The following is a 26971-nucleotide window of genomic DNA, read 5'->3' as shown; positions in this document are numbered from 1 at the left end:
TTCACTAAGTGACTCAATCTCAGACAGTGATTCAACATCCGATTCAATGAGTGACTCAATTTCAGACAGTGACTCAACGTCCGATTCAATGAGTGACTCAATCTCAGACAGTGATTCGACGTCAGATTCAATGAGTGACTCAATCTCCGACAGTGATTCAACGTCCGATTCAATGAGTGACTCAATCTCGGATAGTGATTCAACGTCAGATTCAATGAGTGACTCAATTTCAGATAGCGATTCAACATCAGATTCAATGAGTGACTCAATTTCAGATAGCGATTCAACATCAGATTCAATGAGTGATTCAATTTCAGATAGTGATTCAACGTCCGATTCAATGAGTGATTCAATCTCAGACAGTGACTCAACATCAGATTCACTAAGTGACTCAACATCAGATAGCGATTCAACATCAGATTCACTAAGTGACTCAATTTCAGATAGTGATTCAACGTCAGATTCAATGAGTGACTCAATTTCAGACAGTGATTCAACGTCAGATTCAATCAGCGATTCAGACTCAATGTCAGATTCAATTTCAGATAGTGACTCAACATCAGATTCAATGAGTGACTCAATCTCAGATAGCGATTCAACATCAGATTCACTAAGTGATTCAATCTCAGATAGTGACTCAACGTCCGACTCATTAAGTGATTCAATTTCAGATAGTGACTCAACGTCCGATTCAACGAGTGACTCAATCTCAGACAGTGATTCTGAAAGTGGATCCGATTCAATGAGTGACTCAATTTCAGATAGTGAATCTACACCAGATTCAATCAGTGACTCAGAATCAGATAGTGTATCAGATTCAACATCAGATTCAATTTCAGATAGTGATTCAATTTCAGACAGCGATTCAACGTCCGATTCAATGAGTGACTCAATTTCAGACAGCGACTCAATTTCAGATTCAATGAGTGATTCAGAATCAGATAGCATATCAGATTCAACATCAGACTCGACAAGTGACTCAATTTCAGACAGCGATTCAACGTCCGACTCAATGAGTGATTCAATGTCAGATTCAACGAGCGACTCGATTTCAGATAGTGATTCAACATCAGACAGCAATTCAACGTCAGATACAAACAATGGTTCAAACAATTTGCCACATAATGATTCATTACCAGATACTGGTATGGTAAATGGTGAATCAGTGCAGATGTTTGGCGAGTTGATTCTATTGTTGGCATTATTAGGAATTAAGCGTAGAAAAAATAATAAGTAAGTCTTACTATTTGGGGAAAATACTAAAATATGTAATTATTTTTAGCGTTTAAGAAAGTAAAAAGGACGACACCTTATTTCAAAGATAAGGTGTCGCCCTTTTTATATGCATCATTGAAAGGGGGATAAGTTATTACTCATACTTAATGCTTGGCAGATAAGAATTTATATTACAGTGATTAAATAACTTAATTGATTAGAATCATAAAACTAAGGCATCTGGTATAGAATTTTTAAATCTCCATATGAAATTTAATTATTAATGTTAGATAGATGCTAAAACTAGTATATATATATTAAAAACATTGTTAGGCTTTTGATGAGAATTGTGGTAGAGTTTTAAGGTTAGTTTAATTTTTAAAGGAGATTAAGTATGCATAATGGCTTATGGACTAAAACATTCACATTAAATATGTTTATCAATTTTGTCTTATACGTAGTTTTTTATTTATTGACCGTAATTATGGGTTCTGTGGCCCTTAATCAGTATCATGTCAGTGCCGGTATTGCTGGTTTAATGTCAGGTATCTTTATTGTAGGTGGCTTTGCTGGTCGTTTATGGGCTGGAAATAAAGTTAGCCAAGTGGGCCAGAAAAAAATGTTAATAATAGCAGTAATTTATTATTTATTAACGACTATCTGTTACTTTGCATTACGTTTTATTCATGGAATCGGTTTTGGTGTTGCTGCCACTGCGTCAGGTACAATTGTTGGAAGCACTGTACCAATTGAAAGGCGTGGTGAGGGAATTGGCTATTATGCTTTATCATTGACCCTTGCTTCTGCAACTGGACCATTTTTAGCAATTTTGCTATATCAAACCCTGGGTTACTTCTATATTTTATACAGCGCAACAATATTGTTGTTGCTCGCAGTTTTCGCAGCTTTGGCCTTGCAGGTTGAACCAATTGTAGTTGAAAAAAAGTTGTCAGATACTTCATTTAAGTTGAGCAAATTATTTGAACGTACGGCTTTACCAATCACTTTTATTGGCCTATTAGTTGGTTTTGCGTATGCAACGATTGTGACATTCTTAGCGACTTATACTGCGCATCTAAACTTATTATTAGCAGGCTCGGTTTATTATATTATCTATGCAATATTTGCTTTAATTTCTAGGCCCTTTACTGGACGGATTTTTGATCGACGAGGAGCTAGTGCAATTATGTATCCAGCTTTCGTTTTGTTCGCCTTAGGATTAGTACTTACGGGCGCAGCAACTACAACTGTTACCCTGTTATTGGCAGCAGCTCTAGTTGGTTTAGGCTATGGTAGTTTTACCCCCTTCGGGCAAACGATTGCTATCAGTAACGTAACTGTGGATCGGATTGGGGCAGCTACCTCAACATTTTATGGTTTTATGGATGTTGGTGTAGGGATTGGACCATTAATTTTAGGCTTGTTAATTCCAGTATTAGGTTACCGCCATATTTATTATTTAGCAGCTGGGGTTATGCTAGCAGTTATTTTTGTTTACTTTTTACTGTTTCGTTCCAAAAAATTAGCATAGAGTATAAATAGCTTACTATGAAAAGAAGAAGGCATAAATAATAACTGTAGTAATAAGATTGCTTATTTTATTTTTACTTGCTATTTTATATCAGTGGGACTATTAATACAGTAGATAAATATACTTATTGTCCAGTAAATTATCAGAGCACTGGTTGTTTTTAATCGAATTAATGTTATTATTGTACCTAACTATTTTAAGAGATAGAGAAATGTGAGTTGATTGAATTTTAAGAAAGGTAGGTCTTTTCACATGGCGGAAAAATTAATTCAGTTAAGAGTTGAAAGTGAAATTAAGACAAAATCTGATGAAATTTTTGCAAAACAAGGACTAACGACGCAAAATGCAATTAAAATTTTTTTGACGCAAGTAGTTAATAATAATAATGGTCCATTTGCTGAGTTATTTACACGGTAATCGTAAAAAAAGAGTTGTTAATGCAACTCTTTTTTTATACAATTATGCGTAATTGAAGGCGTTCGACTGCTGTTCTTATAAGGAATTTACGTAAATACTATATTATTTCGAAAAAGCTTAGTAGACAGGTAGTGGCTAGTCTGTTAAACTATTTTTGCTTGGGAGTATATCCCGGCTAAATGAAAGTCATAAGCTTTTAACAGATAGCTGTTGAATGAAAATCTTTATGAAATTTATCTAGCTAATTTTAAATTGAATATTTACTTGGATATATCCCAGCAAAATTTTGCTTGGAGGGTTTGTCATGGATGAACAAAAAGTGACAAAAAGCAGTCTCGTACAAGGGACTGCGATGGATGATAGTCTAGGAGACGTGAATGGCTCAATTGAAGCGCCAGTTACAGGTTCTTTTTGGCGTAAACTACTAGCCTTTTCAGGGCCAGGGGCGCTAGTTGCAGTTGGGTATATGGATCCAGGTAATTGGGTCACTTCTGTAAAAGGAGGAGCAACTTATCAATACACCTTACTATCAGTTGTTTTGATTTCTTCGCTGATTGCGATGATGTTGCAGTATATGGCCGGTAAGCTTGGCATGGTTACACACCAAGATTTAGCACAGGCTACTCGGAAGCATACAAGTCGCTCAGGCGGGTTCATTCTTTGGATTATTACAGAATTGGCCCTAATGGCAACTGATATTGCTGAAGTTATTGGAGGAGCAATTGCTCTGCATCTATTGTTTGGTTGGTCGATGATTGCTTCGGTTTTGACGACAGCTTTTGATGTTGTCTTACTGTTGTTATTGATGAAATTTGGCTTTAGAAAGATTGAGGCGATTGTTATCACCTTAATCCTAACGATTTTAATGATTTTTAGTTATTTAGTAATTCTTTCGCAACCCAATATTGTTGGTATGTTGGGAGGCTATTTACCTCAACTACAAGCAGTAAGTTCAACTGGAATTCATGGTGCTGACTCGCCTTTAGTGATGAGTCTTGGAATTATTGGGGCTACGGTTATGCCACATAATTTATACTTACACTCATCAATTTCACAAACACGGAAAGTCAACCGTGAGAATAAAAAAGAACTCAAAGAAGCTGTACGTTTCATGACATGGGATTCAAATATTCAGTTGACAATGGCTTTTGTTATCAATTCAATGCTATTGATATTGGGAGCAGCAATGTTTTTTGGCCATGCTGATTCAGTGGGAACTTTTGGTGCAATGTATGACGCACTGAAGGATAATACGATTGCTGGAGCAATTGCCTCACCAGTTTTGTCGACACTTTTTGCTGTTGCTTTATTAGCATCTGGTCAAAATTCAACGATTACTGGTACATTGACTGGTGAAATTGTTATGGCGGGATTCTTACGCTTAAAAATTCCAATGTGGTTAAGACGTGTTATTACGCGTGGATTTGCTTTAATTCCCGTAGTTGCTTTTACACTTATTTATGGGGGAAATGAGACAAAGCTAGATCAGTTATTAGTTTATTCACAGGTATTCTTGTCAGTGGCCTTGCCATTCGCAATGGCGCCTTTGATTATCTTTACTTCATCGAAAAAGAAGATGGGTGAAACTTTTGCAAATCCAAAGTGGATGACTATTTTGGCTTGGGGCGTTTTTGCCGTATTGACTATTTTGAATATTCAATTAATTGGTGAAATTATTGGCATTTAGTTAAATGGGAGGAAGCTAAGATGAATGATTTATTAAAGTTTGTTTTTGAACCACGGCAATTTAAGTCAATTTTAGTAGGAGTTGATGAATCTGAACAAGGTCACGTTGCTTTAGCAAATGCGATTCATCAAGCTCAAGAAGATGGTGCGGAACTAACAATTGCAACTATTTTAGAGATCGGTGATTTATCAACGATTGATGCCTTAAACTTACCAGTAATCCGTGATAAACAGGCCGAGTTAGAGAGCAACCTTGCAAGGTATCGTAAGTATGCCCTTAGTAAGGGACTAACTGATGTAACTGTAAAACTTGGAACCGGTGGTAGCGCAGGCGAAGTTTTGTTACAAGAGATTGTCCCGGCGGTTAAAGCGGACCTAATTATCGTGGGGGCGCACTCACATGAAGGCTTCTGGGGGAAACTAGGTTCACAAGCTGTCTACATCGCACGGAATGCAACTATTTCTTCAATGATTGCGCGACAAGCATCAGAAGATTAGTTTATAATGTGGCAATCCAATTTTTCACTCATAGGTAAGGTTTCAACTTGGTACTTTAGTATCAAGTTGAAAGGCATTCAAAAGATTCCAGGTTAAGCTATAAAAATTGGGAATTATGGGTGAGACAGAGCCTTGTCCTCCATAGAAACTAGCAGAGTTAGCCATTTAAGCATCAGTCTGAGTTTATAAAATGACTGTAATTTGGATAATTGAGTTCCATTATGGAAAACACTAGCTAGTAATATCTTATTTTAAATATCTTGGTGGCTTAGAATTACTATTCAGCAATTAGAGTCGCCAAATCCAGTGACCTTAGTCACTGGAGGATTCAAAAATAAAAATGCTGGGTAGATGATTCAAATTCTACCTAGCATTTTTATTATTATGGTCTTTTAATATCGACAGCTGCCTATGTTTTTGACGATTATCGGGCACTTTGACGAATTAATTTTTCTAACTGAGCAATTCTAATTAATGAACACAGGATGCCATTAAATAGGGCAATCAGCATTAACAAGAACATAATTTTTTCGCTCGTTGGGTAATATAAAAAAGTGAACAAGCCTAAGATATCACTCAAAAAAAATGAGCACCAACTAAGGAGTGTATATATAGTCCAATTGTGCAAAATGAATACCCCCTCAAACAAATATTTTTGAATTAGATGTAATAGTAAGGTTAATGTACTAGTTTATTGAAGTTTTGTATCAATATTTTTTCAAAAAACGATTTGCAACATATAAGATGTACTATCATCAATAAAAACAACTTTGTTATATTATATATATATAAAGTGCCTAAAATATTCTACTATATTTTTAATATAGTGCATAGCCGTAGTTGGAAATAATCTAATAATACTAGCAAGTGGACATATTATATAGCTGTTTTAATAGCTAAGAACTTATTTATGGATTTAAAAATTAAATAGCATGATTCATAGATTATTTTTAACTTATGAAAAGTCCTACCGGCAGTTTAACTGCTGTTTAGTAGGACTTCTTAAGATTTAATATATTAAATTGGTTATTTCATCGCTCACACTTTTTGAAATGGAATTAATAAAATAACTTTTATTTTGAGTGGGTACTAATTTTATCATTTTATTATTTTCAAAATGGAAACCTTCAGCTTTAGGACCAGGATGTGAAAAAAGTAAAATTGGAATTACGATAATTAAAGCGCCCGCAAAAATATTAAAGGAAAAAAACTTAAACTTACTCATTAAATATAACCCCCAACAATCAACTCTCTCTAAATTGAATATTACAGTTAATTAATTTACTTTAAAATTATTGATATTATTTGATAGTAATATGAACTTTTTTAGCAATAACTTCATCAAAAGTTCATAAGTTATAGTAGTTATGTTGAGAAGGCTCTTAGAGTGTCATAGATTCTTCTGTAAGCTATTTGATAGCCTCTTACAGCTAAACTACTATTCAACGCTTAAAAGGCCTTTTATAGACTGCTCTGTGAGTTCAAAGTATTTAAATTTTGTACCTGTAACGTAACGATTATGAAAACTCGGTTACTGTTAATAATTTTTTTTACAGTGCTTTTTGCATATGTTATGATAACCAAAAAAGAATAGGTGGCGGTGAATAGTATGGTTATTGGAAATACTGATCATTATACAGACGTTGTTGATCAATTGTTGGAGCGGGGAGTTGAATTAAGTCAAATTGCTGAGTTAGTTATTTTTGGGCAACGTGATCGCCTGCCAGACTTGTCTCAAGAAACGGCTCTATATTCTGTCAATAAGGTGTTGCACAAGACAGAGGTGCAAGATGCAATAATGACGGGTCTAGCATTGGACGACTTAGCAGATGCTAAACAGTTACCAGAACCAATCCTTACACGAATCGTTGAAGACGCAAGTACTTATGGAATCGATGAACAATTGGTTATGTCAATTTTAGGGGTTTATGGTACTATTTCTTGGACTAATTTTGGTTATCTAGATAAGTTAAAGCCCGGAATAGTTGGTAAATTAAATGATGAGCAACGTTTAGGCGGAAGGGTTAATACTTTTATCGACGATATTGTTGCTGCAATTGCAGCCGCAGCCGAAGCTCGTATTGCACATGATTAGTAAAAAATAAATTATTAAGCTCCTAGAGCTAGTATATTATTGTTGGCTCTAGGGCTTAACATAGACAGAGATAAAAGAAATAACTGGCCAGATGACTTTTAGTTTTAATACTAAAAGTCATCTGGCCAGTTATTGTTTTACCAGCTTTGATTAATCAACCTGAATCATGTTGGCTGATGCATCCATTGTATCAATAAAGTAAATTGGCAACTTTAGCTTGTAAGCGCTGATGCCTAACTCGCTTAATGCTAGGATTTGTTCAGCTGGTAGTGTGAAATAATTTTTCCGAATGATTAGAATCTGCTTGTCACCCAAAGCTAACTCCTTGGTATAGTCTGCATTGATAACGTTTTTAGGGTTAGCCTTTGTGAGGATGTACTTAGCAGTTTGTTGATTAACCTGACCGGTAGCTTCCTTATAAGCGCGGTAGAGGTCTTGCATATTATTATGTTGATTACGAATTTGAAAATTATGATCGATATTACGACTAACTTGCTTGCTGACATCTTCATATTGACTAATATTATCTGGAGTACCAGCCAAGATGATTGGTAAATCAGCATGCTCTTCCTGAATTAAAGCATAAACTGCGGCATCGACATTGCGATAGAAACGTTCATGCTCAGCTGCTTTCTTTTCTCTTGAAGCATTATGACCATGCACAGCGAGTTGCTTATCACCCATACTACGACTGTTTGTCTCACCAGCTCGGAATTGGTCACCAAGAATTGTTGAAATATTAAGCGGCTCAGCTGCTTCTAATAATTCAATTGAGTTTTCGGTTACATGGTAGACATCAACTTGGTCATAAGCCAAGTTTACAATGATGCGCTCAGGAACTGATTGCTTTAGTTCCAATAAAGGTAGGAGTACAGGAAGGGTATCCTTAGCAACATAGGAATCAATGTCTAAGCGATCAAATTGATAAAAATAGTTATTTGAATCGGTGATAAAGATTGCGACTGTTACTTGGCGCAACTCATTAATCTTTTGTTCATTAATCACTTTATTCAATTGCGCTAAAATTGTTGGCTTGTCAGCCAAAGTCTTTTGGATTTTTTCCAAGTTGCTTGTATTTTGCTGATGATTATCACCAGCAGTATAGTAAATGGTTGTTACGTGTCCCTTTTCAGAAACCATGTCATTTAATAGGGTAGTTAAGATATTCTTTTGCATAAGCTGCCTCCTTAGCGTGTCCCGATATATATTTTTGTTAGTTAGTAATAAGTTCTGCCTATCACTACTTACATGATAAAAGGAATGTAAGGATTAATTATGTCGAAAGATTAATTTTTTTGCGGATGAATTTACGTGATTTTTATTGGTGACTAGCTATCTTTAATTAAGTGATCTAAGAAATTTTGATGTATTAATATAGAAATAAGTAAAAATTTCACATTTTTGCCAAATTTGTTCAGTAGTAAACGAGTTTGAACTAAATAAACTAAAAAAAATGGTGTCGTAATGGTAATGATGATGAAAATTTTGGGCAAAATAACCCTTGCATTAGCTAATATTGTTATATTTTAAATAAATATAATAACTAGGCAAAAAATATATAAATAACCAATTTCAAAAAAACGTTTTACCTTAAAACAAGAAAACGTTTTACATCTTTTTTTATCAATGTTTAGAAACTTTGTTTTACTATATTTACAAATGTTAGTTAGCATACTATACTATACAAGTTGCTAGATGGGTTTAAAGAAATTTGACCCACAAGTTTTGGGGAGTTCAAAACGCATAAAAATTTTAGATGAGGAATATTTTATTATGGCAAATGTTATTACAGTTTTAGGGTCAACCAATATTGATAAGGTAGTGGCTGTCCCTCGTTTTGGGAATAGTGGTGAAACTATTCACACGCCTAATCATTTAGTTGAAGCAATGGGTGGCAAGGGCTTGAACCAGGGGGTTGCCGTTGCTCGTTCAGGTGTGAAAACTAATATGATTACTAAAGTTGGTCAAGAATTTGACATTGCAAAGAACATGAATGTTGCAAATCTAATGACAGATCATGTAATGCGGTCTGCTACTGAAGAAACTGGTCAAGCATATATCACAGTATCAGCTGAGACTGGTGATAACTTGATTTATATTTATGGTGGTGCCAATGCGGATATGACAGCAGCTGATGTGCGTGAGCACACCTCAGCAATTGCTGAATCAGAATTTGTAATTGCCCAACTTGAAACATCAATGGAAACAGTAATTGAAGCCTTTAAAATTGCTCACGAAAATGGTGTTAAGACAATTTTGAATCCTGCTCCAATGCCAGAAGTTGGTGGTTTACCAGCAGAATTATTAGCTTTGACTGACATCATTGCACCAAATGAGCATGAAACTTTCCTATTAACTGAGATTGAAATTACTGATGAGCACTCAATGATTGAGAATGCTCAGTATTATTTCGAACGTGGTGTGGACACAGTAATCATTACTGTTGGTTCAGAGGGTGCTTTCTTCATGCGTAAGAATGGTGATGAGGGAATTGTACCAGCCTTTAAGACAAACGCTGTTGATACTACGGCTGCGGGTGATACATTTATTGGTGCTACATCAACTCGTTTGAATCCGGCTTTGGATAACTTGGCTGAAGCAATGCGCTATGGTGCAGCTGCATCATCATTGACTGTTTCACGTGCTGGAGCACAACCAAGTATTCCACTTGAAGCTGAAGTTTTGTCTGTCTTGAATGCACACAAGTAGTCTAGGAGGCTAATTATTATGCGGAAAACTAATTTGCTTAATACTAAGTTGTCAAATGTTATTTCAGAAATTGGACATACCCAATGGCTAACAATTGGTGATTCTGGTCTGCCAGTTAAAGATGACGGTCGGAAAATTGATTTGGCAGTTGTTCGTGGCTTGCCGCTATTTATTGATGTATTGGCAGCAACACTTTCAGAAATGAAAGTGCAAAAAGTTTATTTGGCCGAAGAAATCAAGACAGAGAATCCAAGTCAATTAGCCGCAATTGAGGCGCTATTAGATTCAGATGTTGAAATTGTTTGGATTTCACATAATGAACTAAAGGCAATGAGTCGTGATGAGAATAATATTGCGACAGTACGGACTGGTGAAACGACACCATTCTCAAACATTGTTTTGGAGTCAAATGTTGATTTTGTTGGGGAAGCAATCAAGTAAGTTAGGGTACAAGGGGAAAAATGAATATTGTAGGATTATTATTTGCAGCACTTGCAATTATTGGATGGAGTGCCTATCCAACACTAGTTTCAGTTTTTGGCGGTAAGCCAGTGCAAGGTATTTTTGGAGCCACTTGGGGAACCTTAATTGTTGCGATTGTTTTAGTTTTAGTTAATGGGATGTCAATTCCTGGTGGCAGCGATTTTTGGCTTTCATTTGCTTCTGGAGCTGCCTGGGCCTTTGGAAATGTTTTGACAATTGTTGCCTTTGGAATGAAGGATGCGGATGGAAATGTACTTGGTTCAGCTAAAGCGATGCCAATTTCAACTGCTTTCCAAATTACAGCCAATGTTCTTTGGGGTGTAATCATGCTAGGTAACTGGAGTACACCAACTTCAAAGATTTATGGTGGAATTGCAGTTATCGTTATCTTGCTAGGAGCTTACTTGACGACCTATCAAGAAAAGAAGACGGCTGGAAACAAGGAATTGTTGATTAAGGCAGTTGGCCTATTGCTAATTGCACAAATTGGTTATTCTTTGTATGGAATTTTGCCACAATATACCAGTAATGGGGTCGATGGTTTGCATATGTTCTTGCCACAAGCAATTGGTATGGCAACCTTTGGTTTGTTGTTGGGTATTTATGAAACAGTTAAAAACCATAACAACATCTTTAAGCAAGCTACAACTTATAAGCAAATCTTCTCTGGTTTCTTCTTTGCGATGGCCGCTCTAGGATACCTAGTGTCTGCACAACCAGAAATGCTTGGCTTGGCAACCGGCTTCGTACTTTCACAAGTATCAATCGTCGGTGCAACCGTTTCAGGAATCGTGGTTATGCGAATCTTCAAAACTAAGAAGGAATGGGCTGTTATCTCACTTGGCTTAGTTGCAATCGTGATTTCAGCTTCAGTAACGGCATTCTTGAAGTAAAATAAAATATTCTCGGCACATAAAAGTGCTTTAAGAATAAATAAAAACCGAAAGTGTGAACTTTCGGTTTTTTTGTCTAATAGATTACCTATTGAGCGGGTTCAGGCCGCATTGCGACAAAGAAAGCACCTTGTGGGTCACGAACCATCGCAAAATCACCATATGGAGTATCAAAACTTGTTGCTTCAACAGAACCGCCTAGTCGGGTGACTTCGGTAGCGAAGGTATGAACATCAGCAACGGCAAAGGTTACTGCCCATTGAGCAAAACCATTTAAGTAGGCTGGGAAGTCTTTACTACTATCAAAGAGGCCGCCAGCTTGTTTTTTAGCATCTGGGCCAAAAGTATAGTAGCGGAAATCATCAGTATCAGCTGATTTAGTATATTGAAAATCAAAGACGGTTGTATAAAAGTTGGCCACTTCTGAAAAGTTTTTATTTACTTCTAATTCAAACCAGCAAAGATCGCCAGGTAAATTACGATTGAGGGCTGCAAAAGTATTTTCGGTTTCTACGATTCCAAACGGTTCATCAGCTAGACCTGAAGCAAAGGTAAAGAAGCCACCAGGCATTTCAGTGGCCGGCATATAGATACGTCCACCAGCGCTCTGGACAGTTTCGATACTTTGCTCAATATCAGCAGTTTTGAAATAAGTTTGCCAAGCAGCTGGTTGATAAGGGTTCATTTTATGCATCAAGCCACCTAGACTAGCACCTTGGTTACTAATTAGATAAAAAGGTTCGTCTGAGTCAGAATTGGTTATGGCTTGGATTTTCCAGCCAAATAATTCTTCATAAAAGGTGCGAGCTTTATCAATATCATCAACAAATAGGTCAACCCAAGCAGGGAGGCCTTGGTTTTGTTCAACTGTCATCGTGTTATCTTCCTCTCAATATTGAAAATTAATGAAAACGTATTCAACAGCTAGATTGTACCATAAAATTACTGTTGGAATGCTGTTTAAGCAACTCATTAGTTAAAAAATTTATCGTCGGAATAATGTTGTATTTACATCATTATTGTGCAATAATCATTAGATAGTAATGTTAAGAGGGGGACAAATTTGGCAAATACTTTACGTATTATTGGCAATATCGGTCGGGCTTTAGACTCGATTGCAAATGTAGAATTCAAAAAATTTGATTTAGCTAAAGGGCAGTATTTATATTTAGTGCGAATTTTAGAAAACCCGGGGATAATCCAGGAACGTTTGGCTGAGATGATTGCGGTTGATCGAACAACAAGCAATCGCGCCATACAAAAATTGGTTAAAAACGGCTTAGTTACAAAAGTGGATGACTTAAATAATCAAAAAATAAAGCATCTTTATATCACAGCGGCCGGCGAAACATTTGCCCAAGTTATTTTACGGGAAAATGATTATTCAACGGCGGTTGCATTGACCGGCTTTTCAACCGAAGAAATCGCAACCCTGAATAGTTTGTTGGAACGTATGGATGCGAACGTTTATGCTGATTGGCGTGCGGTAAAAAAAGGCCAAGTACGTAAATATTAGGAGGTCGAGATGACAAGCGAGATTGTGCCAGTAGATGCAAGCATGGTTGCTCAATTACAAGCGATTAGTGTGAGGACGTTTACGGAAACGTTTGCCCCTTTTAACAGTGAATCTGATATACAAAAACACAATGAGGCACGGTATAATCAACCAAAATTGCTTCAAGAGTTGGCACAAGCTGATAGTGATTTCTTTTTTATCTACCATGAGCAAAATTTAGCTGGTTATCTAAAGTTAAACCGCGGGAAGGCGCAGTCAGAACCGATGTCAGCCGATTATTTAGAAGTTGAACGAATTTATATATTGGAGCGCTTTAAACGCTTGGGGCTTGGCAAAGCTTTAATGGACTATGCTTTTGCCTATGCCCGGGCCGCGCAACTCAAAAAATTATGGTTAGGTGTTTGGGAGCATAATAAGGGGGCATTGGCTTTTTATGCGTCAATGGGCTACCAGCCTATTTCTGAACATGTATTTACACTTGGTGGCTCACAACAACGTGACTTGATTATGGCCATCGAATTAGACGAAGGAGTAAAAACGTTATGAAAAATGTTACTGTTGATGATGAATTTTGGGCGCTGTTTCCAGAAGCAACGATTAATTTACTTGTATTAAAGGATATTAAAAATGAAGTTGATCCTAGCAAAGATGCACATTTTGCTGGCTTGTTAGCTGAGGCGCAAAAAACGGCTAAAACCTTTTTGACCGAAGATGTCTTTAGTCAAAACCAAGTGATTGCTGAGTGGCGGGCAGCCTATACTAAATTTAAGACTAAGAAGGGGGCACGCTCATCAATTGAAGCATTGTTGAAGCGAATTGACCAAGGCAAGCTCTTAGGAACAATTAACCCCCTAGTTGATATTTATAATAGTATTTCGTTATCTTTTGCCCTACCTGCCGGTGGAGAGGATATTGATAAGCTTGATGGTGACTTACATTTAGGAGTGGCTCAGGGTGGTGAGTCCTTCTTACCACTTGGGGCTGAAGCAGACGAGCCAGCATTGCCGGGTGAAGTGATTTACTATGACAATAGTGGCGCTGTATGCCGTTGCTTTAATTGGCGAGAGGCACAACGCACAATGTTGACGGAAGACACTAAGAATGTTGTGTTGGTTTTGGAAGCATTAAATGAAGAGCAACAAACGCGTGCTCAAGCAGCACTAGTAGCATTACAAGCAGCAGCACTGAGTGAATTTGGAACTACCGGGGATGCTCACCGTATAACGATTGAAGCAAAGACAACTACTTTATAAAACAAGAAAAAGGTCAGTTCACCAATTTTTATAATTAGTGGACTGACCTTTTTTAATTTATTTTTTAGTCGGGTTTAGCTATCCAAATCGTCCAGGCTAACCAAGTTATAGTAATGATTAGAATTACAAGACCAATTAGGTAGGGTAGAAAAAAAGAACCAGCGATTCCTAAAGCACCGAAGAGTAAAAAATATAAGCGAACGTGATTAGTTTTGTACATATGTTTTTGAATATCAATATCGCTAATGCGCTTAGTAATTATATGGCTTAACAAATAAAGGGCTAAAATAGTTGCCATATAAATTATGCCATAAATAATGCTTGGGGCGATTGCACTTGGAAACTCACCAAACCAGTCTGTAGCAAGTGGAATTAATGAAATTGGAAACAGAGCTAAGATATTGACCCAAAGAATTGTGCGATCGACCTTTTTTAACGGTAGGAGCATACTATGATGACTAATCCAAAAACTAGTTACTAGCAGGAAACTAATGCAGTAAGCTAACACTGGATGATAAAAGTTGGGCGCTAATAAAGCAGTCCAGTGGCCATTAGCTGGAATATGAATATCAAGAACCATTATTGTAATAATAATGGCAAAAATACCATCACTAAAGGCTTCTAGGCGTGCCTTTGACATAAAAAACTCCTTTCGATTGTTCAATCATTCAAATTAAAATGTAGTTTCATTTTCGCCGAAGCTAATTTGACCATTTTATTGAGTAAGTGGCGTGTATTTTTTAGATAGAGGGCAGCCATTGCAGTATTCGTATCAGCTAAAATTTGGTCTGAATTAGCACCGGCAGTTTGTATGATGGCCTGGTCACTTTCATTACGCAATTTCAAGCAAGCAGTTAAGGTTTCCATAGCAAACTGCTCAATCATATCATGATAGAGGGCATAATTACTGTCACCAATGACAGCAATGATTCTTACTAACCAGTAAACATCGTCAGTACTAAAGTCAGCTGAAGTATCACGATAAGGTAATGGAGTATCAGTAACGCTAGCATAAAATGGAACCAATTCATTGAAAGGATTTGGTCCATAAGCTAACCAGTGCACAGCTACCAGTGCAGGGATGGATAAGGGACGCAGTTGTAAGATATGCACCTCTTGATTACGATTTAAACCAATGGAACGATATTTATTTGCTTCAACCGCATCTTCATATGGGTCGTAAGGCGTATTTTGATAGTGTGAACTAAGTAAGTATTTAATATCAGCTGGTGAAATTTTACGCTGACTGTGGTTGATAAAAGGTAAATCTTGGTCTTCAGGAAGTTGTTTGATTTCAGGAGTTAGATATTTTTGAACGTACCATGCACGTGGATTGTTATAGCGAATATCTTTATCGCTAGAGCTACCAAAAATGTGTCGTAGATTAAAGGCATTAGTGTCAGGATTAAGATTATTATCAGTAACAAAAGTCTTTAGGTCGGCAGAGTATAAGGTGTCTTCAGCCGCCAAATCAAAAGAATCGATGTTAAAACGGTTTGGCGCAATTACATAGGCGTCATCCGGAATTTTGATGGCAGCCCAGTGATGACCACCAATTGTCTCGAAATACCAAACTTCATCTTGATCTGAAAACGCAATACCGTTAGATTCATAGGTACCAAATTCTTCAAGCAAGGCGCCTAAGCGTTCCACACCAGCTCGAGCTGAATAAATATATGGTAATACTAGGGTTGTGATATCAGCTTCGCCAAGCCCGTCTTCAACGAACGGATCAAGGGCTAGAATCTGCGGATTAGTAGTGCTGGTTTCGGTTGCCGTCATTGCCACATTGGCACTATTAATTCCGCCAGCTGCCCAAATGCCATCATTAGAACTAGCATCAGGAGTTGAACTATACTGTAAGGGATTATCTGGCAAATCCAAGCTTAGGGCGTTAAGCGATGATTGATAGTGTCGAGGTTGTTGGTCAGGGGTGATAATAACAAAACGTTGTGGATTAGGTTCTTCACCACCGTCCTCATTACGGGCAATCATGGTGGAACCGTCAATTGAGGCCTTTTTACCAACTAAGATTGTAGTACAAGTTTTACGAACTTTTTGGTAATTTTCATTTGTAAACATAAATAACACCTATGCTTCCTTTCATATTTAACCTTGATTATATAAGTCTAGCACTAACTAAATAAAATGGTTGGCAAAATTTATTAAGGCACAGTGCGACTTGAATATCGCAATTGCTAGTCTAGGCACATGCAAATTTTAAGTGCGGATATTTTTGAATTTTAACCCTAGATTAAACTAGGCTTCTTATGATAAGGCAGAACTTTAATGTAAGATATAATTAGAATTTTCTGTTAATTTACATAAATTAATCGCGTTTAATGGCTAAATTATTCAAAAATTTTGGGCATACTTACTTATAAATTCAATTTGAGGAGCATGAAATTATGGATGCAAATACTGTTAAACCACTTAATATGAATATTTTAGATTTACTTGAGATTAAAAATCCTAGCACAGCAGTGATTTGGCAATTTAGCATGGCCTTAGGTTGGTATGTGCAAGTACTTGGCCACTATTATCAAGTACTTTATGATGACTACATGAATTTGGTTGATTTAAAGCAGATTAGATAAAGAACACAAGTAAGTACGTTAAAGAATTGGTAGGGTAATAAGCTTTTTGGAATTACTACCTTTCAATATTATTTAAAAGTGGGTAAATATTTTTACTAATCATAGTGTTTTGGATACTTTTTTACTGGGCATACGTAATTGAAATAGAATAATTTATCAACAGAGGACATTTGAAACTAAACATTAGGTTGGCACACAAAAAAGCACTAACCAAAGTTAGTGCTTACAAACATGAAATTCTTTCTGTTAATATTTTCACAATTATTATACCATATATTAAATGGCTTGTGTTCGTTAAAATGAACAAAGTAATTAGTCGTTCAATTGGTATTGCTTTTGATGACTAAGTACTTTGTAAAAATAGAATTAACTAGCTAACAAGCTATTGATGACAAGGGTTTATCAAAGCTCTGATTAATTTACTTACCGATTAACTTTAATTGATGTTTCACTAAGTTAGCTGGGGATTGTACAGTAGCATAGGTTCATTAAGAACTGGGAACAGTAGAGGTAATAATCTAATGATTGTTACCTTTTTATTTTGAAAGTAATTTGTTAAAATTATATTACTTACTAATTGTATGATGTTGTCAAGCTGTATTATTTATGGGTATAGTTTACTGCGATAAATTAGTCAAGAAATCTTGCTTTAACTCGAGTATACTTGAGCTTTTGGGGAGATAGTCAATATTATGTAGAGGTGGTATGATCATGGCTTATTCAAGAGATAGTATTATGGATTGGGTGCATGCGCTTAATTTGGATTCATGGGGGCCAACTGAAGTGAACTGGAATGATGAAATTCATCGTGTCCACGTCATTGTTGGGGATGGAGAATCAGCAGAGGCACGTAAACAGATTGAAGCAGCAGTAGCAAGAGAAATTGAAAATAAAACGACGAATCCGTTAGATGCACAAGACTTTTTAAATCATTTATTCGTAACGGATTATGCACAAGAAGATTAAATAACAGGCAGTTGACATGAGTTAGCTGCCTGTTGTTTTTAAATCGCTTGGAGACACTTATTAAATAATCATAATTAGGCTAGCTAGGACAAAGCAGGTTCTTAGTTGAACCATAAGTAGTAACTATTTAAAACACAATAAAATAACTGGCTATTGTATTTTATAATTTGCTTTGATACTATGACTTAGTGAAATGATTTAAACATATTGTTATATTTTGTTCAGTAAAATTTTCGAAGGTGTTTGCATGCTTTTAGTTTGATTTATGGTGGGCGCCCTATCGTAAATACGTAATGACGTAATGACGTAATGACGTAATTACATAAAGAATCTTATTAGCAAGACAATGATTATGTTTGTTTGTAACATTCAAGTCTTTATAGTTTAAAAAGGCAGAACACAGGATTATTTCCAGAAATCTCGGTGCAAATCCGAGTAGAGACTTTGCTACCGTTTATATACTAATCTGGTTGGTAGCATAATTTTTTACCTAGGGTATTCAACTTTTGTTGGATGCCTTTTTTGACGTGAAGCTTATTGTCTGGCGAAGCAGTACTTTGCAAAGTGATTTATTAGGCTGACGGAGTTTCCTAGCCAGTTTGAGTAAGGCTTTTTTGGTGTTTACTCGGAGCATGAGGCATATGATGATTTAAAAAAGTACAGTGACCTTTACAAAAAATTCCGGATAAAATCACAATAAAGATTAATGAATCAGTTATCCTTAATTTAAATAGCCGATACACTAGGGGAATAATGTGGGGTTAAGCTTATGGAGGAAGAAACAAGTAAGCAAGTGATACCTAATCTGCGGAAACACAAACCGTTTAAATGGTTTGTAATGTTTAGTCTGTGCTTTTTATTAGGTGGGATAGTAATTAGTAGTAGTGGACAAGCAGCTTTAATGGGGATTGAAGTTTTGGGAAATATTCAAAGTAGCAATGATAGTGGGACTAGTACAACGAATCGTCAACCTTTAGGGAGCCAAAAAGCTGTAAATTTTAAGATTACAGGTGATCAATTGGTAAATGCTTCAGTGCTAACTGGACCACGTAATGCGACTTTGACGATTCCAGCACAATTGAGTAGTGCAGTTAGTCTAAATGGTTCGGCAACGGTCAAAACTAAGCTGAATATTGATTATCGCGCAGTCAGTGGTTTAAAGGACGTAATAACAACTGTGACGACTTTGTTGACCAAGGTTGATGAAATCATTAATGGATCTTTAGGTGCTCTAACAAATGTTACATTGAGCGATGCTGAATTAGTAGCAGCACTTAAAAAATTTCAAACGGCTCAAGTTTTAGATGAAAAGACTTTTAGCAAGACTGGCCAGCTTAGTACAGATGGTCAGCTGATTACAGTTCCACTTGATGATGAACTCGGTAAAATATTAACGGCTGATTTAACGACTGATTTACAGTCGTTAAAAACAGCTGTTAATAACCTGCATGCTAGTGCGAATAATGTTTTGGGTTCAACGTTAGCGACGCTGATTAATACTACATTAGCTCCACTAAAAGCAGCGGCCGTTGCAGCAATCGATCTTGTCTTATCGCCATTGGTTGCGGGTACCAGTCCGCTAACGAGTGACTTGATTAATTTGGCGGTTCTTGGGCACACTGAGGTTACAATTCCGACTAACATAAAAAGTCCCAGTAACTTAGCACATGATTTAGATGGGCGCTTTGTGGGGAGCGTGGTACGGACTAATACTTTGGATATTGGACTTTTAAATAGCGCAACTAGTGAGAGTTATGTCTATTTGAAAGGACTAGACCAAGATGTTACGCCACCAGATGCACCGATTGTGCAAATAACCGGTAATTCAGCTAGTGGCTATATCGTTACGGGGACGACTGAGGCAAATGCGTTGATTGTAATTACCAACGCTAGTGGGACAATCATAGGTCGGACAACGGCCACAAGTTCAGGCACATATACGCTTAATTTACCAGGTTCAATTGGTGAGAAAGTTGCGTTAAAAGCCACGGCACAAGATGGTGCGGGTAATGTAAGTAAGGCGACCGATTTCACTACACCAGCTGACCCAGTTAATCCAGGGACGTTAAGTATTGATTATGTAGCACCATTAAGTTTTGCAAACCAAAAGATTTCTGGTCAAACGAAACAGTATTATGCTGAATTAGCAAAACGGGGCGATACAGCGGTGCCTAATTATGTGCAAATAACAGCTAATACTTGGCAGAATCGTGGCTGGACGCTTAATGTTAAACAATTAGCTGATTTTCAAAATGCAGCGCAAGCTAGTCTCAAACAAAGTAATCTAAAGTTTACGAAAACAAATGCATATTCAGTCGGTGGTACTGAGAGTCAGGCACCAACGGTAAGTGATAGTTTTACATTGAGCAGTGGTGTAAGCCAAGTTGTGGCAACTAGTCAGAGTGGCCATGGTAATGGCAGCTGGTATGTCCAATTTGGAACTGATCAAACCAGTGGGAGCAGTGCGGTTAGTTTAACGGTTGACGGCGCAACTAATAAAACACCAGGCGCATATCAGACAACCTTACAGTGGAATGTAGCACTTACACCAAATAGTAAAGAAAGTATTGATTAAATCAACGATAATTAAGTTAGGAGTAACTCATTAGCAGATCATCTGATAATGAGTTGCTTTTTTTCTGGGATTGAGCATTAAAATAGTATATTTTTCAAATGAGGTGTATGCTGATTAGCGGTTTGGATGAAGTATATATTAAAATAATTTGATGTTGTTTAATTGTGCTTTGAATAAAAGGTTCATAAAGGGTTAGACGATTAAAAATTTATGGTTTATCACAAAAAAATTAATTCTTTAATTCAGTACTAATTATTAGATGAGTAATGATATAATATTAATATCATAAAAGGTTGGGTTAAGGTAACTTAGGCGGAAAATTTAATTTAGCTTAATTAGACCGGATGAAATGTGACAAAAATAATATGCTACTTTTATTTATATTAATGCTTAAGTATTTTAATTGCTCGGCAAATGATATCACAGCGAGAAAAGGATGTGATTTAGTTGTTTAAACAAGAAAAAAGTGCTCAAGAAAAAGTAACACACTTTAGAGCATGGAAATCAGAAAAAGCTTGGCTATATAGTGCAAGCGTCTTTACCGCGGCCCTTGGTGGCGGGATAGCTAGTCAAATTTTACCGCCAAGTCAAATCGGTGCTTATGCAGCAACCGTAACGGCGAGTAATTCAACCGATAGCGCAAGTGCAGCGGCAAATAGTCCGGCTGCAACAGCCTTATCTTCATCAGTTAGTGCAGTAACTGCTCCAGCCACAAGTACTCTAAGCTCAGCCGCTTCACAAGCTTCAGCTGCTGGCATTACGGTTAGTTCATCAGTTGGTAGTGCTGTTACAATATCTTTGGCCCAAGGTAGTGCTTATGCTGCCTCAGTTGCTAGTTCAATTGCAGCAATGCTTGCTAGTGAAACAGCAATGTTGTCATCTTTGGCCAGTTCAGCTTATGCTGCACAGTCAAATTATGCAGCGGTTAGTTCAGCGATTGACAGTGCTAATAGTGCTGCTTTGTCGGCCGCTAGCCAAGCAAGTGCCGCCCAAAGTAATGCCATGAGTTCACTAGCTGCCTCGCTTGGTAGCATCAATTCAGCAACGATTACTGTAGTTTCAGCGGCGGTAACGCCAAGTTATGTGACCCTTAGTTTAGGAGCAACGGCTGATCAAATTGCCAGCGCCGCAACTGCTAATGCGTCAATTTATAGTTCGGCAGTCGCCTCAGCAAATTCAGTGGCAACGAGCCAAGCGAGTTCGATTGCGGCAACGGTTCAATCACTAGCCCCAAGTTCAGTTGCTGGATTTACCCTGCTTAATTCACCAGCCATGATTGGGACCGGGACGGCAACATCTGGCTTTGTATCTAACCCAACCGAAATTGATTCGACAGCCGCAGTAATCACTGCTGGTTCGGGAGCAATTATGACGGCTAGCTATGCTAATTCAGTTGCCTCAGGGACGCAGGTTACGGTTACTTCAAATGGGAGTGCTTATCCAGCAAATTGGGGGTCAGCCAATTCACTAGCAACACCTGCAGCCTATGTGGCAACGGGGATTAAGGCCGGAACAGTTGTACAAAAGAACTATGCTAATATTGGGACGTTAGATGGTAAGACCATTAATGCGCAAATTAGTTTTACGGTTGATAAAATTCAAGGTAGCTCAAACGCTAGCATGGTAATATCAGATAATATTACGACCTTTATTACTGCGAATGGGTTCAATGGTCATTTTACGGTGACATATACTTATGCTGATGGAACAGCGCTTAGTTTGGCTGATATTAATAAACTAGCGATGTTAGTTGGTTCATTGAGCGATTTGAATCAGTATTCATCAAATGGTGGTTATGAATACACGACAACTAATACGGCTAAAGATGCGATTGTTTCGTCAAATAAGACATATCCAACTAATGTCAGCCCAGTGGCGGTTACCGGGACTAATTTAGGTCTGCCTACTGGTGTTAATACAATTTTTGAGTCGACTAAGTGGACCACGGCAGCTAATGATAATAACTATAATAATTATGCTTATCTGTACGGAACGTCATTTACGGGCTTTAATACCACTGCACCAACGTTCTATTTTGGTGACGTGACGAACACTCAAACGATTCCGACTTCCATGCAACAAAATCATTTGATGTTCATGTTAGAGACATCCCCATTTAGTACGACCGAAACCGAGGAAACGGTTATCACGCCGGTTGCAGCGGCAGTTTATACTGCGCCAAGTACACCTGCGACTAATAGTGCAACGATTGTAACGATTCCGGTGATTATAACGGCAAGCGCACCAAATTTGGATGCACCAGCCAGTGCCAATGGTTCAATTAATACGCCCTTTGATTTAACACAGGGCGGTATGGTTACCGGAAATGATAATGGCACCACGGTAAACTACAATTCAGCTAGTTCACCAGTGTCCGTTACAATTACGGCACCTAACGGAACGACTGTCACAATTCCAGCCGGGGCAACTTCCTTTACGCCAACAATGAGTGGTAATTATACGATTCAATATAATTACACAAGTGGTAACGGGTCAGCACAAAGTACCACGAATTTGAACGTTACCGTACCAATTGCGGCAACTGGTACTTCTGTGATCGCTGGGGCAAATAGTAGTGCTAACCTAACCAACACGGTTACACCAACAACTGGCGCAACGATTACAAATGTCAGCGTGGGTAACATTGCCTTTAATGCTGGTACTGGGGCCAATGGTACAAACGGAATTGTCGTAGCCAGTGGTATTAATCCCAATACGGTAACGACCAATCCGAATGGTCAGGTAGTCTTTCCGGGGCAGTCAACGGCCGGGGTTTATACCTTCCCGGTAACTTATACCGACAGTACGGGAGCTAGCGTCACTGTTCAAGATACGGTCAATGTTGCCCCGGATACCTATGTAATCACTACGCAGGTCAATGCAGCGGCAACGGCTGAATATACCTACGATGTAATTGGCACTACGGTTAATAGTATTGTCGTTAACTCGGTACAGCAGTACAGCGATAATGGCAGTGGCACGGGCATTACGGGAACTTATGGTAGTACGCCAGTTTCACTACCAATAAATAATGTAACGATAAGTTTAGCTGACCAATCAGCAACCTTACTTGGGCAATCAATTCCGGGCGCCTATGTTGTTAACTTGACTTATACTGTTACCAATGCTTTGGGGATTCAGTATCCGGTTACAGTGACTGATTATTTTATTGTGCAACGAGGGAACACAGCAATCACTAATGTTGGTAATAGTGTGTCAATGAATAATGAACTTTCAGCAATGCCAAGTACTGATTTGCAGGCTGGCGGGCTAACTTCGACCGTTACGCCAACGATTACGTCAATTATTGGTCCTGATGGCAGTTCAATTCCAACCAGCGCGGCGACGGTAAATAGTAATGGGGCGGTAACTTTATCCGGACAAACAACGCCGGGGGCTTATACGATTAATATCAGTTCGGGAACGACCCAAACTTATTTAACTGTGTTGCCAATTACCGTGGCTGCTAATACAGTTGATACGGTGTATGTACTGAATGGTCAATCAGTTGTGCAGACGACAAACACACCAGCGACGATTCAAAGTATCGTGCCAATTGAAGATGTTTCAACAGCAACAATTGGGACGGTGACTAGTTCAAATGGTGGAACATTGCCAGCTAGCGCGACTACAATCAATGCCGATGGGTCAATCACCTTGGCTGGCCAAGCAACACCAGGTGTATATTTGATACCCGTTACCTATACTGATACGACGGGGAATCAAACTACCATTTATAATGCGGTTTCCGTCAGTAATGGAGCGCAGGTGACTGTGCCAAGTAATACAAGCACGGTGCTTGTCAATACGTTAACCCCAACGGTAAGTACTACAACTAATCCTGATGGTTCAGTTACGATGAATACTGCAACCATTGCAACGGCAACGGTTGGCACGATTCTTTATGCACCTGATGTATCGGTTGCTGCGACAAGTAACAATCCGACTGCTAAGGGCGCACAAGTTACGGTGGGCACTGATGGTACGGTCAATTTTGTTGGCAACCCAACGCCGGGTGTCTATACAATTCCAGTAACTTATACCGATAGTGTTGGTAACAGCTTCCAGGTTCAAGATGTAATTACGGTTACACCACCAATCACGGTCGCTAGTTCGGCTGGCGTTGTGACCAACACAGATACAGAAGTGACGGTTAATAACACGATTAATGCTGGTACTCCAGCCGTTGCGGTTACCGTAACTAGCGCAACAAATCAAGATGGGGATGCTGTACCATTAAGTGATGTTAGCGTAAATAAAACTGGTGCTGTTACCTTGACGGGGCAACCAAATGCAGGCATTTATACAATTGATGTCAGTTATACCGATGCCGGTGGTAATACTGCGAATGCAACGGATGTAATTGCTGTTTCAACTGGTACGAGCACCGTAATTGGGGCTGATGATACTGCTCAATTAACGAATACGCTCTCAGTAATTCCGGGTAATACGATTAGCACGGTAACTGTGGGTACAATCACTAGTGGTGATGGTAGCCCAGTACCAGGTACGGCTCAAGTAACGGCAAATCCGGATGGAACAGTCACCGTCACTGGTCTGAATACACCAGGGACTTACACAATTCCAATTACTTATCTTGATAATGCAGGTAATACAACTAAAGTTGTAGATACGGTAACGGTTGTCAATGATGAGGTAACCGGAACTACTGCTACAATAACGACCACTGCCGGAACGGCGACCTCGGTTAATAATCCGATTACGCCGGGAGTCGTCCTTACTAGTACGAGTGTGACTGGGACTAATCTGGCAGGTAATCCAATTCCAGCTAGCGCAATCAGCGTTGACAATAATGGTAATGTCACCTTAGCACCGCAGACAACGCCAGGTGATTACACAATTAATGTGAATTATACTGATAGTAATGGTAATGTGATTCCGGTAACTGATATTATTTCTGTCAGTGATGGGACAACCACGACGACGATTGTCAATGTACCGATTGTGACAAACAATCCGGTCTACGCGGCAGTTGGTGCAGGGCTAAATCAACCAACCGTGACGGACATACAAGGACCAATTGGTTCAACGCTCCAAGCTGGTGATATTACTTTTAACCTAACTAATCCAACTCAGGTCATGGTGCCCGCTCAAACGGTACCAGGAACTTACACGATTGATTTGGTTTACACAGATACCAATGGCAATGTGATTCCGGTGACCGATGTAATTAATGTGGCGGCTGGGATTGGTACGCTTGGTAGTGCAACAATGACAACGGTCACAACGGAAACCACGACAATTCAAAATAATTTGATGCCAATCGGTATTATTCCGAGTGATGTGACAATTAATAGCATTTCAGGTCCCAATGGGCTTCTTTCACCAAGTGATGCGACTGCTGATGCAGCTGGTAAAGTGGTGCTTAACGAACAAACGACACCAGGAATCTATTTGGTAAATGTAACCTACACTGATTCAAGTGGTAATGCGGTTACGGTGGTTGACCAGTACCTCGTGAATGAGGGAACGACTACGACTGGAACAACTAGCAAGCCCACTGAGTTGGAGAATATTCCAACCTTGATTCCAGGCGTTGCCATTACTGGTGCTTCGGTGGGAATGGTTACGGATGCCAATGGGAACACTTATCCAAGTAGTTTGGTGACAACTGCGCTTGATGGTACTAATCCAAATCAGTACACGTTACCGGTAACCTTGGATACGACCCAATTAGCAGTGGGGATTTATAGCGTTCCAGTGACTTATACCGATAGTATGGGAGAAACCTATACAGTGATTGATGTTTTCAACATTAGTGCCGGACAGACAGTTGCAACAACAACTGATGAAACGTTAACGACTTTGCAAAATCAACTCACACCAATTACAGGTAACAATGTTGTAATTGCTAAGGTTACAGATATAACTACGCCAGCCGGGTCAACACTGCAAGCGGGCGATATAACCGTAGATACAGTTGGTAATGTGCATGTGCCAACGTTAACAACGCCGGGAACTTACGTGATTGATGTGGCTTACACCGATAATGCCGGGAATGTCTTTATTGTGCCAGATACAATTAATGTAAGTGGTGGAGCAAGCACGCAGGTAAAGATTGATCAGGCCAATCCAAGTGCAGCAAGTGCAAGTTTGACCAATACAGTAACGCCAACTGATGATCAGTCAGTTACTGATACGACGATTGGCACGATTACAGCACTTGACCAACTTGGTAATGTGGTTGACCTGACTAATGTGACTGTTACAGCGGATACAGAAGGCAATGTCAATGTCAGTGGTTTGACAACCTTAGGAACTTATGATGTACCAGTGAGTTATCTAGCAGCTGATGGCACTGTGATTACAACGGTGTTTGACCACATCGTGGTAACAGCATTACCAGTCACGCCACCACCAGTGAGTGCTCCTGAAACTACAAGTTCAGCTAGTGCTAAAACTGATGAAAGTAGTACTAGTACACCAGTTGCTACGCCGGCTAAAGCGGCAACAGCACCTAGTCCGGCTGCTGTAACAAACGCGCAAGGAGTGGTGCAACCATTAGATTAGCTACGG

21 protein-coding genes are annotated in these 26971 nt (G+C 38.6%); 16 read left to right on the top strand and 5 right to left on the bottom strand.

Going from position 1 to position 26971, the window contains the following annotated elements:
- The 5 genes from TT13_RS11615 to TT13_RS04765 all read left to right on the top strand — a co-directional run.
- Positions 1-1237 (top strand): hypothetical protein (locus TT13_RS11615; protein ID WP_027698945.1); only part of this gene is annotated, 1237 nt, incomplete at its 5' end.
- Positions 1238-1609: 372 nt separating this feature from the next.
- The gene (locus TT13_RS04780) at positions 1610-2746 is read left to right on the top strand and encodes an MFS transporter (protein ID WP_027698944.1); all 1137 of its coding nucleotides are present in this window, start codon (positions 1610-1612) and stop codon (positions 2744-2746) included.
- A 252-nt stretch (positions 2747-2998) separates the two neighbouring features.
- A complete protein-coding gene (locus tag TT13_RS04775; protein WP_027698943.1) occupies positions 2999-3163 on the top strand; it encodes a type II toxin-antitoxin system RelB/DinJ family antitoxin in 165 nt (54 codons plus the stop codon).
- 304 nt (positions 3164-3467) lie between these two features.
- Positions 3468-4850, top strand: a complete 1383-nt coding sequence (locus TT13_RS04770; RefSeq protein WP_027698942.1) for an Nramp family divalent metal transporter — start codon at positions 3468-3470, stop codon at positions 4848-4850.
- A 20-nt stretch (positions 4851-4870) separates the two neighbouring features.
- Positions 4871-5347, top strand: coding sequence for a universal stress protein (locus tag TT13_RS04765; protein WP_027698941.1), 477 nt, complete (start codon positions 4871-4873; stop codon positions 5345-5347).
- 1009 nt (positions 5348-6356) lie between these two features.
- On the opposite strand, the gene TT13_RS04760 is transcribed toward TT13_RS04765, so the two are convergent.
- Entirely contained in the window at positions 6357-6572 is a 216-nt protein-coding gene (locus TT13_RS04760; protein WP_027698940.1) for a hypothetical protein, read from the bottom strand.
- Between the two features lie 384 nt (positions 6573-6956).
- On the opposite strand from TT13_RS04760, the gene TT13_RS04755 reads away from it, so the two are divergent.
- Positions 6957-7442, top strand: a complete 486-nt coding sequence (locus TT13_RS04755) for a phosphatidylglycerophosphatase A (RefSeq protein ID WP_045476641.1) — start codon at positions 6957-6959, stop codon at positions 7440-7442.
- 150 nt (positions 7443-7592) lie between these two features.
- Here TT13_RS04755 and TT13_RS04750 read toward each other — a convergent pair whose 3' ends face one another.
- The gene (locus TT13_RS04750; protein ID WP_027698938.1) at positions 7593-8618 is read right to left on the bottom strand and encodes a baeRF6 domain-containing protein; all 1026 of its coding nucleotides are present in this window, start codon (positions 8616-8618) and stop codon (positions 7593-7595) included.
- 597 nt (positions 8619-9215) lie between these two features.
- Here TT13_RS04750 and rbsK point away from each other — a divergent pair.
- The 3 genes from rbsK to TT13_RS04735 are packed head-to-tail and all read left to right on the top strand — an operon-like array spanning position 9216 to position 11527.
- Positions 9216-10151, top strand: a complete 936-nt coding sequence (gene rbsK, locus TT13_RS04745) for a ribokinase (RefSeq protein ID WP_027698937.1) — start codon at positions 9216-9218, stop codon at positions 10149-10151.
- Between the two features lie 18 nt (positions 10152-10169).
- The gene (gene rbsD, locus TT13_RS04740) at positions 10170-10592 is read left to right on the top strand and encodes a D-ribose pyranase (protein ID WP_027698936.1); all 423 of its coding nucleotides are present in this window, start codon (positions 10170-10172) and stop codon (positions 10590-10592) included.
- 20 nt (positions 10593-10612) lie between these two features.
- Positions 10613-11527, top strand: coding sequence for a GRP family sugar transporter (locus tag TT13_RS04735; protein WP_027698935.1), 915 nt, complete (start codon positions 10613-10615; stop codon positions 11525-11527).
- An 88-nt stretch (positions 11528-11615) separates the two neighbouring features.
- Here TT13_RS04735 and TT13_RS04730 read toward each other — a convergent pair whose 3' ends face one another.
- A complete protein-coding gene (locus tag TT13_RS04730; RefSeq protein WP_027698934.1) occupies positions 11616-12401 on the bottom strand; it encodes a VOC family protein in 786 nt (261 codons plus the stop codon).
- A gap of 189 nt (positions 12402-12590) precedes the next feature.
- Between TT13_RS04730 and TT13_RS04725 the strand changes: the two genes are divergently transcribed.
- The 3 genes from TT13_RS04725 to TT13_RS04715 are packed head-to-tail and all read left to right on the top strand — an operon-like array spanning position 12591 to position 14296.
- The gene (locus TT13_RS04725; RefSeq protein ID WP_027698933.1) at positions 12591-13043 is read left to right on the top strand and encodes a MarR family winged helix-turn-helix transcriptional regulator; all 453 of its coding nucleotides are present in this window, start codon (positions 12591-12593) and stop codon (positions 13041-13043) included.
- A gap of 9 nt (positions 13044-13052) precedes the next feature.
- On the top strand, positions 13053-13589 hold the full coding sequence (locus TT13_RS04720) for a GNAT family N-acetyltransferase (RefSeq protein ID WP_027698932.1): 537 nt from the start codon (positions 13053-13055) through the stop codon (positions 13587-13589).
- On the top strand, positions 13586-14296 hold the full coding sequence (locus TT13_RS04715) for a B3/B4 domain-containing protein (RefSeq protein ID WP_027698931.1): 711 nt from the start codon (positions 13586-13588) through the stop codon (positions 14294-14296). The genes TT13_RS04720 and TT13_RS04715 overlap by 4 nt, the downstream gene beginning before the upstream one ends.
- Before the next feature lie 64 nt (positions 14297-14360).
- Here TT13_RS04715 and TT13_RS04710 read toward each other — a convergent pair whose 3' ends face one another.
- Both TT13_RS04710 and TT13_RS04705 read right to left on the bottom strand, forming a co-directional pair.
- The gene (locus TT13_RS04710; protein WP_027698930.1) at positions 14361-14936 is read right to left on the bottom strand and encodes a TMEM175 family protein; all 576 of its coding nucleotides are present in this window, start codon (positions 14934-14936) and stop codon (positions 14361-14363) included.
- Positions 14937-14956: 20 nt separating this feature from the next.
- Entirely contained in the window at positions 14957-16378 is a 1422-nt protein-coding gene (locus TT13_RS04705; protein WP_045476638.1) for a C69 family dipeptidase, read from the bottom strand.
- Positions 16379-16704: 326 nt separating this feature from the next.
- Between TT13_RS04705 and TT13_RS04700 the strand changes: the two genes are divergently transcribed.
- The 4 genes from TT13_RS04700 to TT13_RS04685 all read left to right on the top strand — a co-directional run bounded on the left by TT13_RS04700 (position 16705) and on the right by TT13_RS04685 (position 26965).
- A complete protein-coding gene (locus TT13_RS04700) occupies positions 16705-16893 on the top strand; it encodes a hypothetical protein (protein WP_027698928.1) in 189 nt (62 codons plus the stop codon).
- Positions 16894-17604: 711 nt separating this feature from the next.
- Positions 17605-17859 carry a hypothetical protein gene (locus tag TT13_RS04695; RefSeq protein WP_027698927.1) on the top strand — a complete coding sequence of 85 codons (255 nt, stop codon included), beginning with the start codon at positions 17605-17607 and terminating at the stop codon, positions 17857-17859.
- 769 nt (positions 17860-18628) lie between these two features.
- Entirely contained in the window at positions 18629-20434 is a 1806-nt protein-coding gene (locus TT13_RS04690; protein ID WP_027698926.1) for an adhesive domain-containing protein, read from the top strand.
- Positions 20435-20881: 447 nt separating this feature from the next.
- A complete protein-coding gene (locus TT13_RS04685; protein WP_027698925.1) occupies positions 20882-26965 on the top strand; it encodes a beta strand repeat-containing protein in 6084 nt (2027 codons plus the stop codon).
- The last annotated feature ends 6 nt before the right edge of the window (positions 26966-26971 follow it).

Source organism: Weissella oryzae SG25, assembly GCF_000691805.2.
Classification (GTDB): domain Bacteria; phylum Bacillota; class Bacilli; order Lactobacillales; family Lactobacillaceae; genus Weissella; species Weissella oryzae.
Note: the sequence above shows the minus strand (reverse complement) of the source record. Positions and strands in the feature narration are given on the sequence as shown.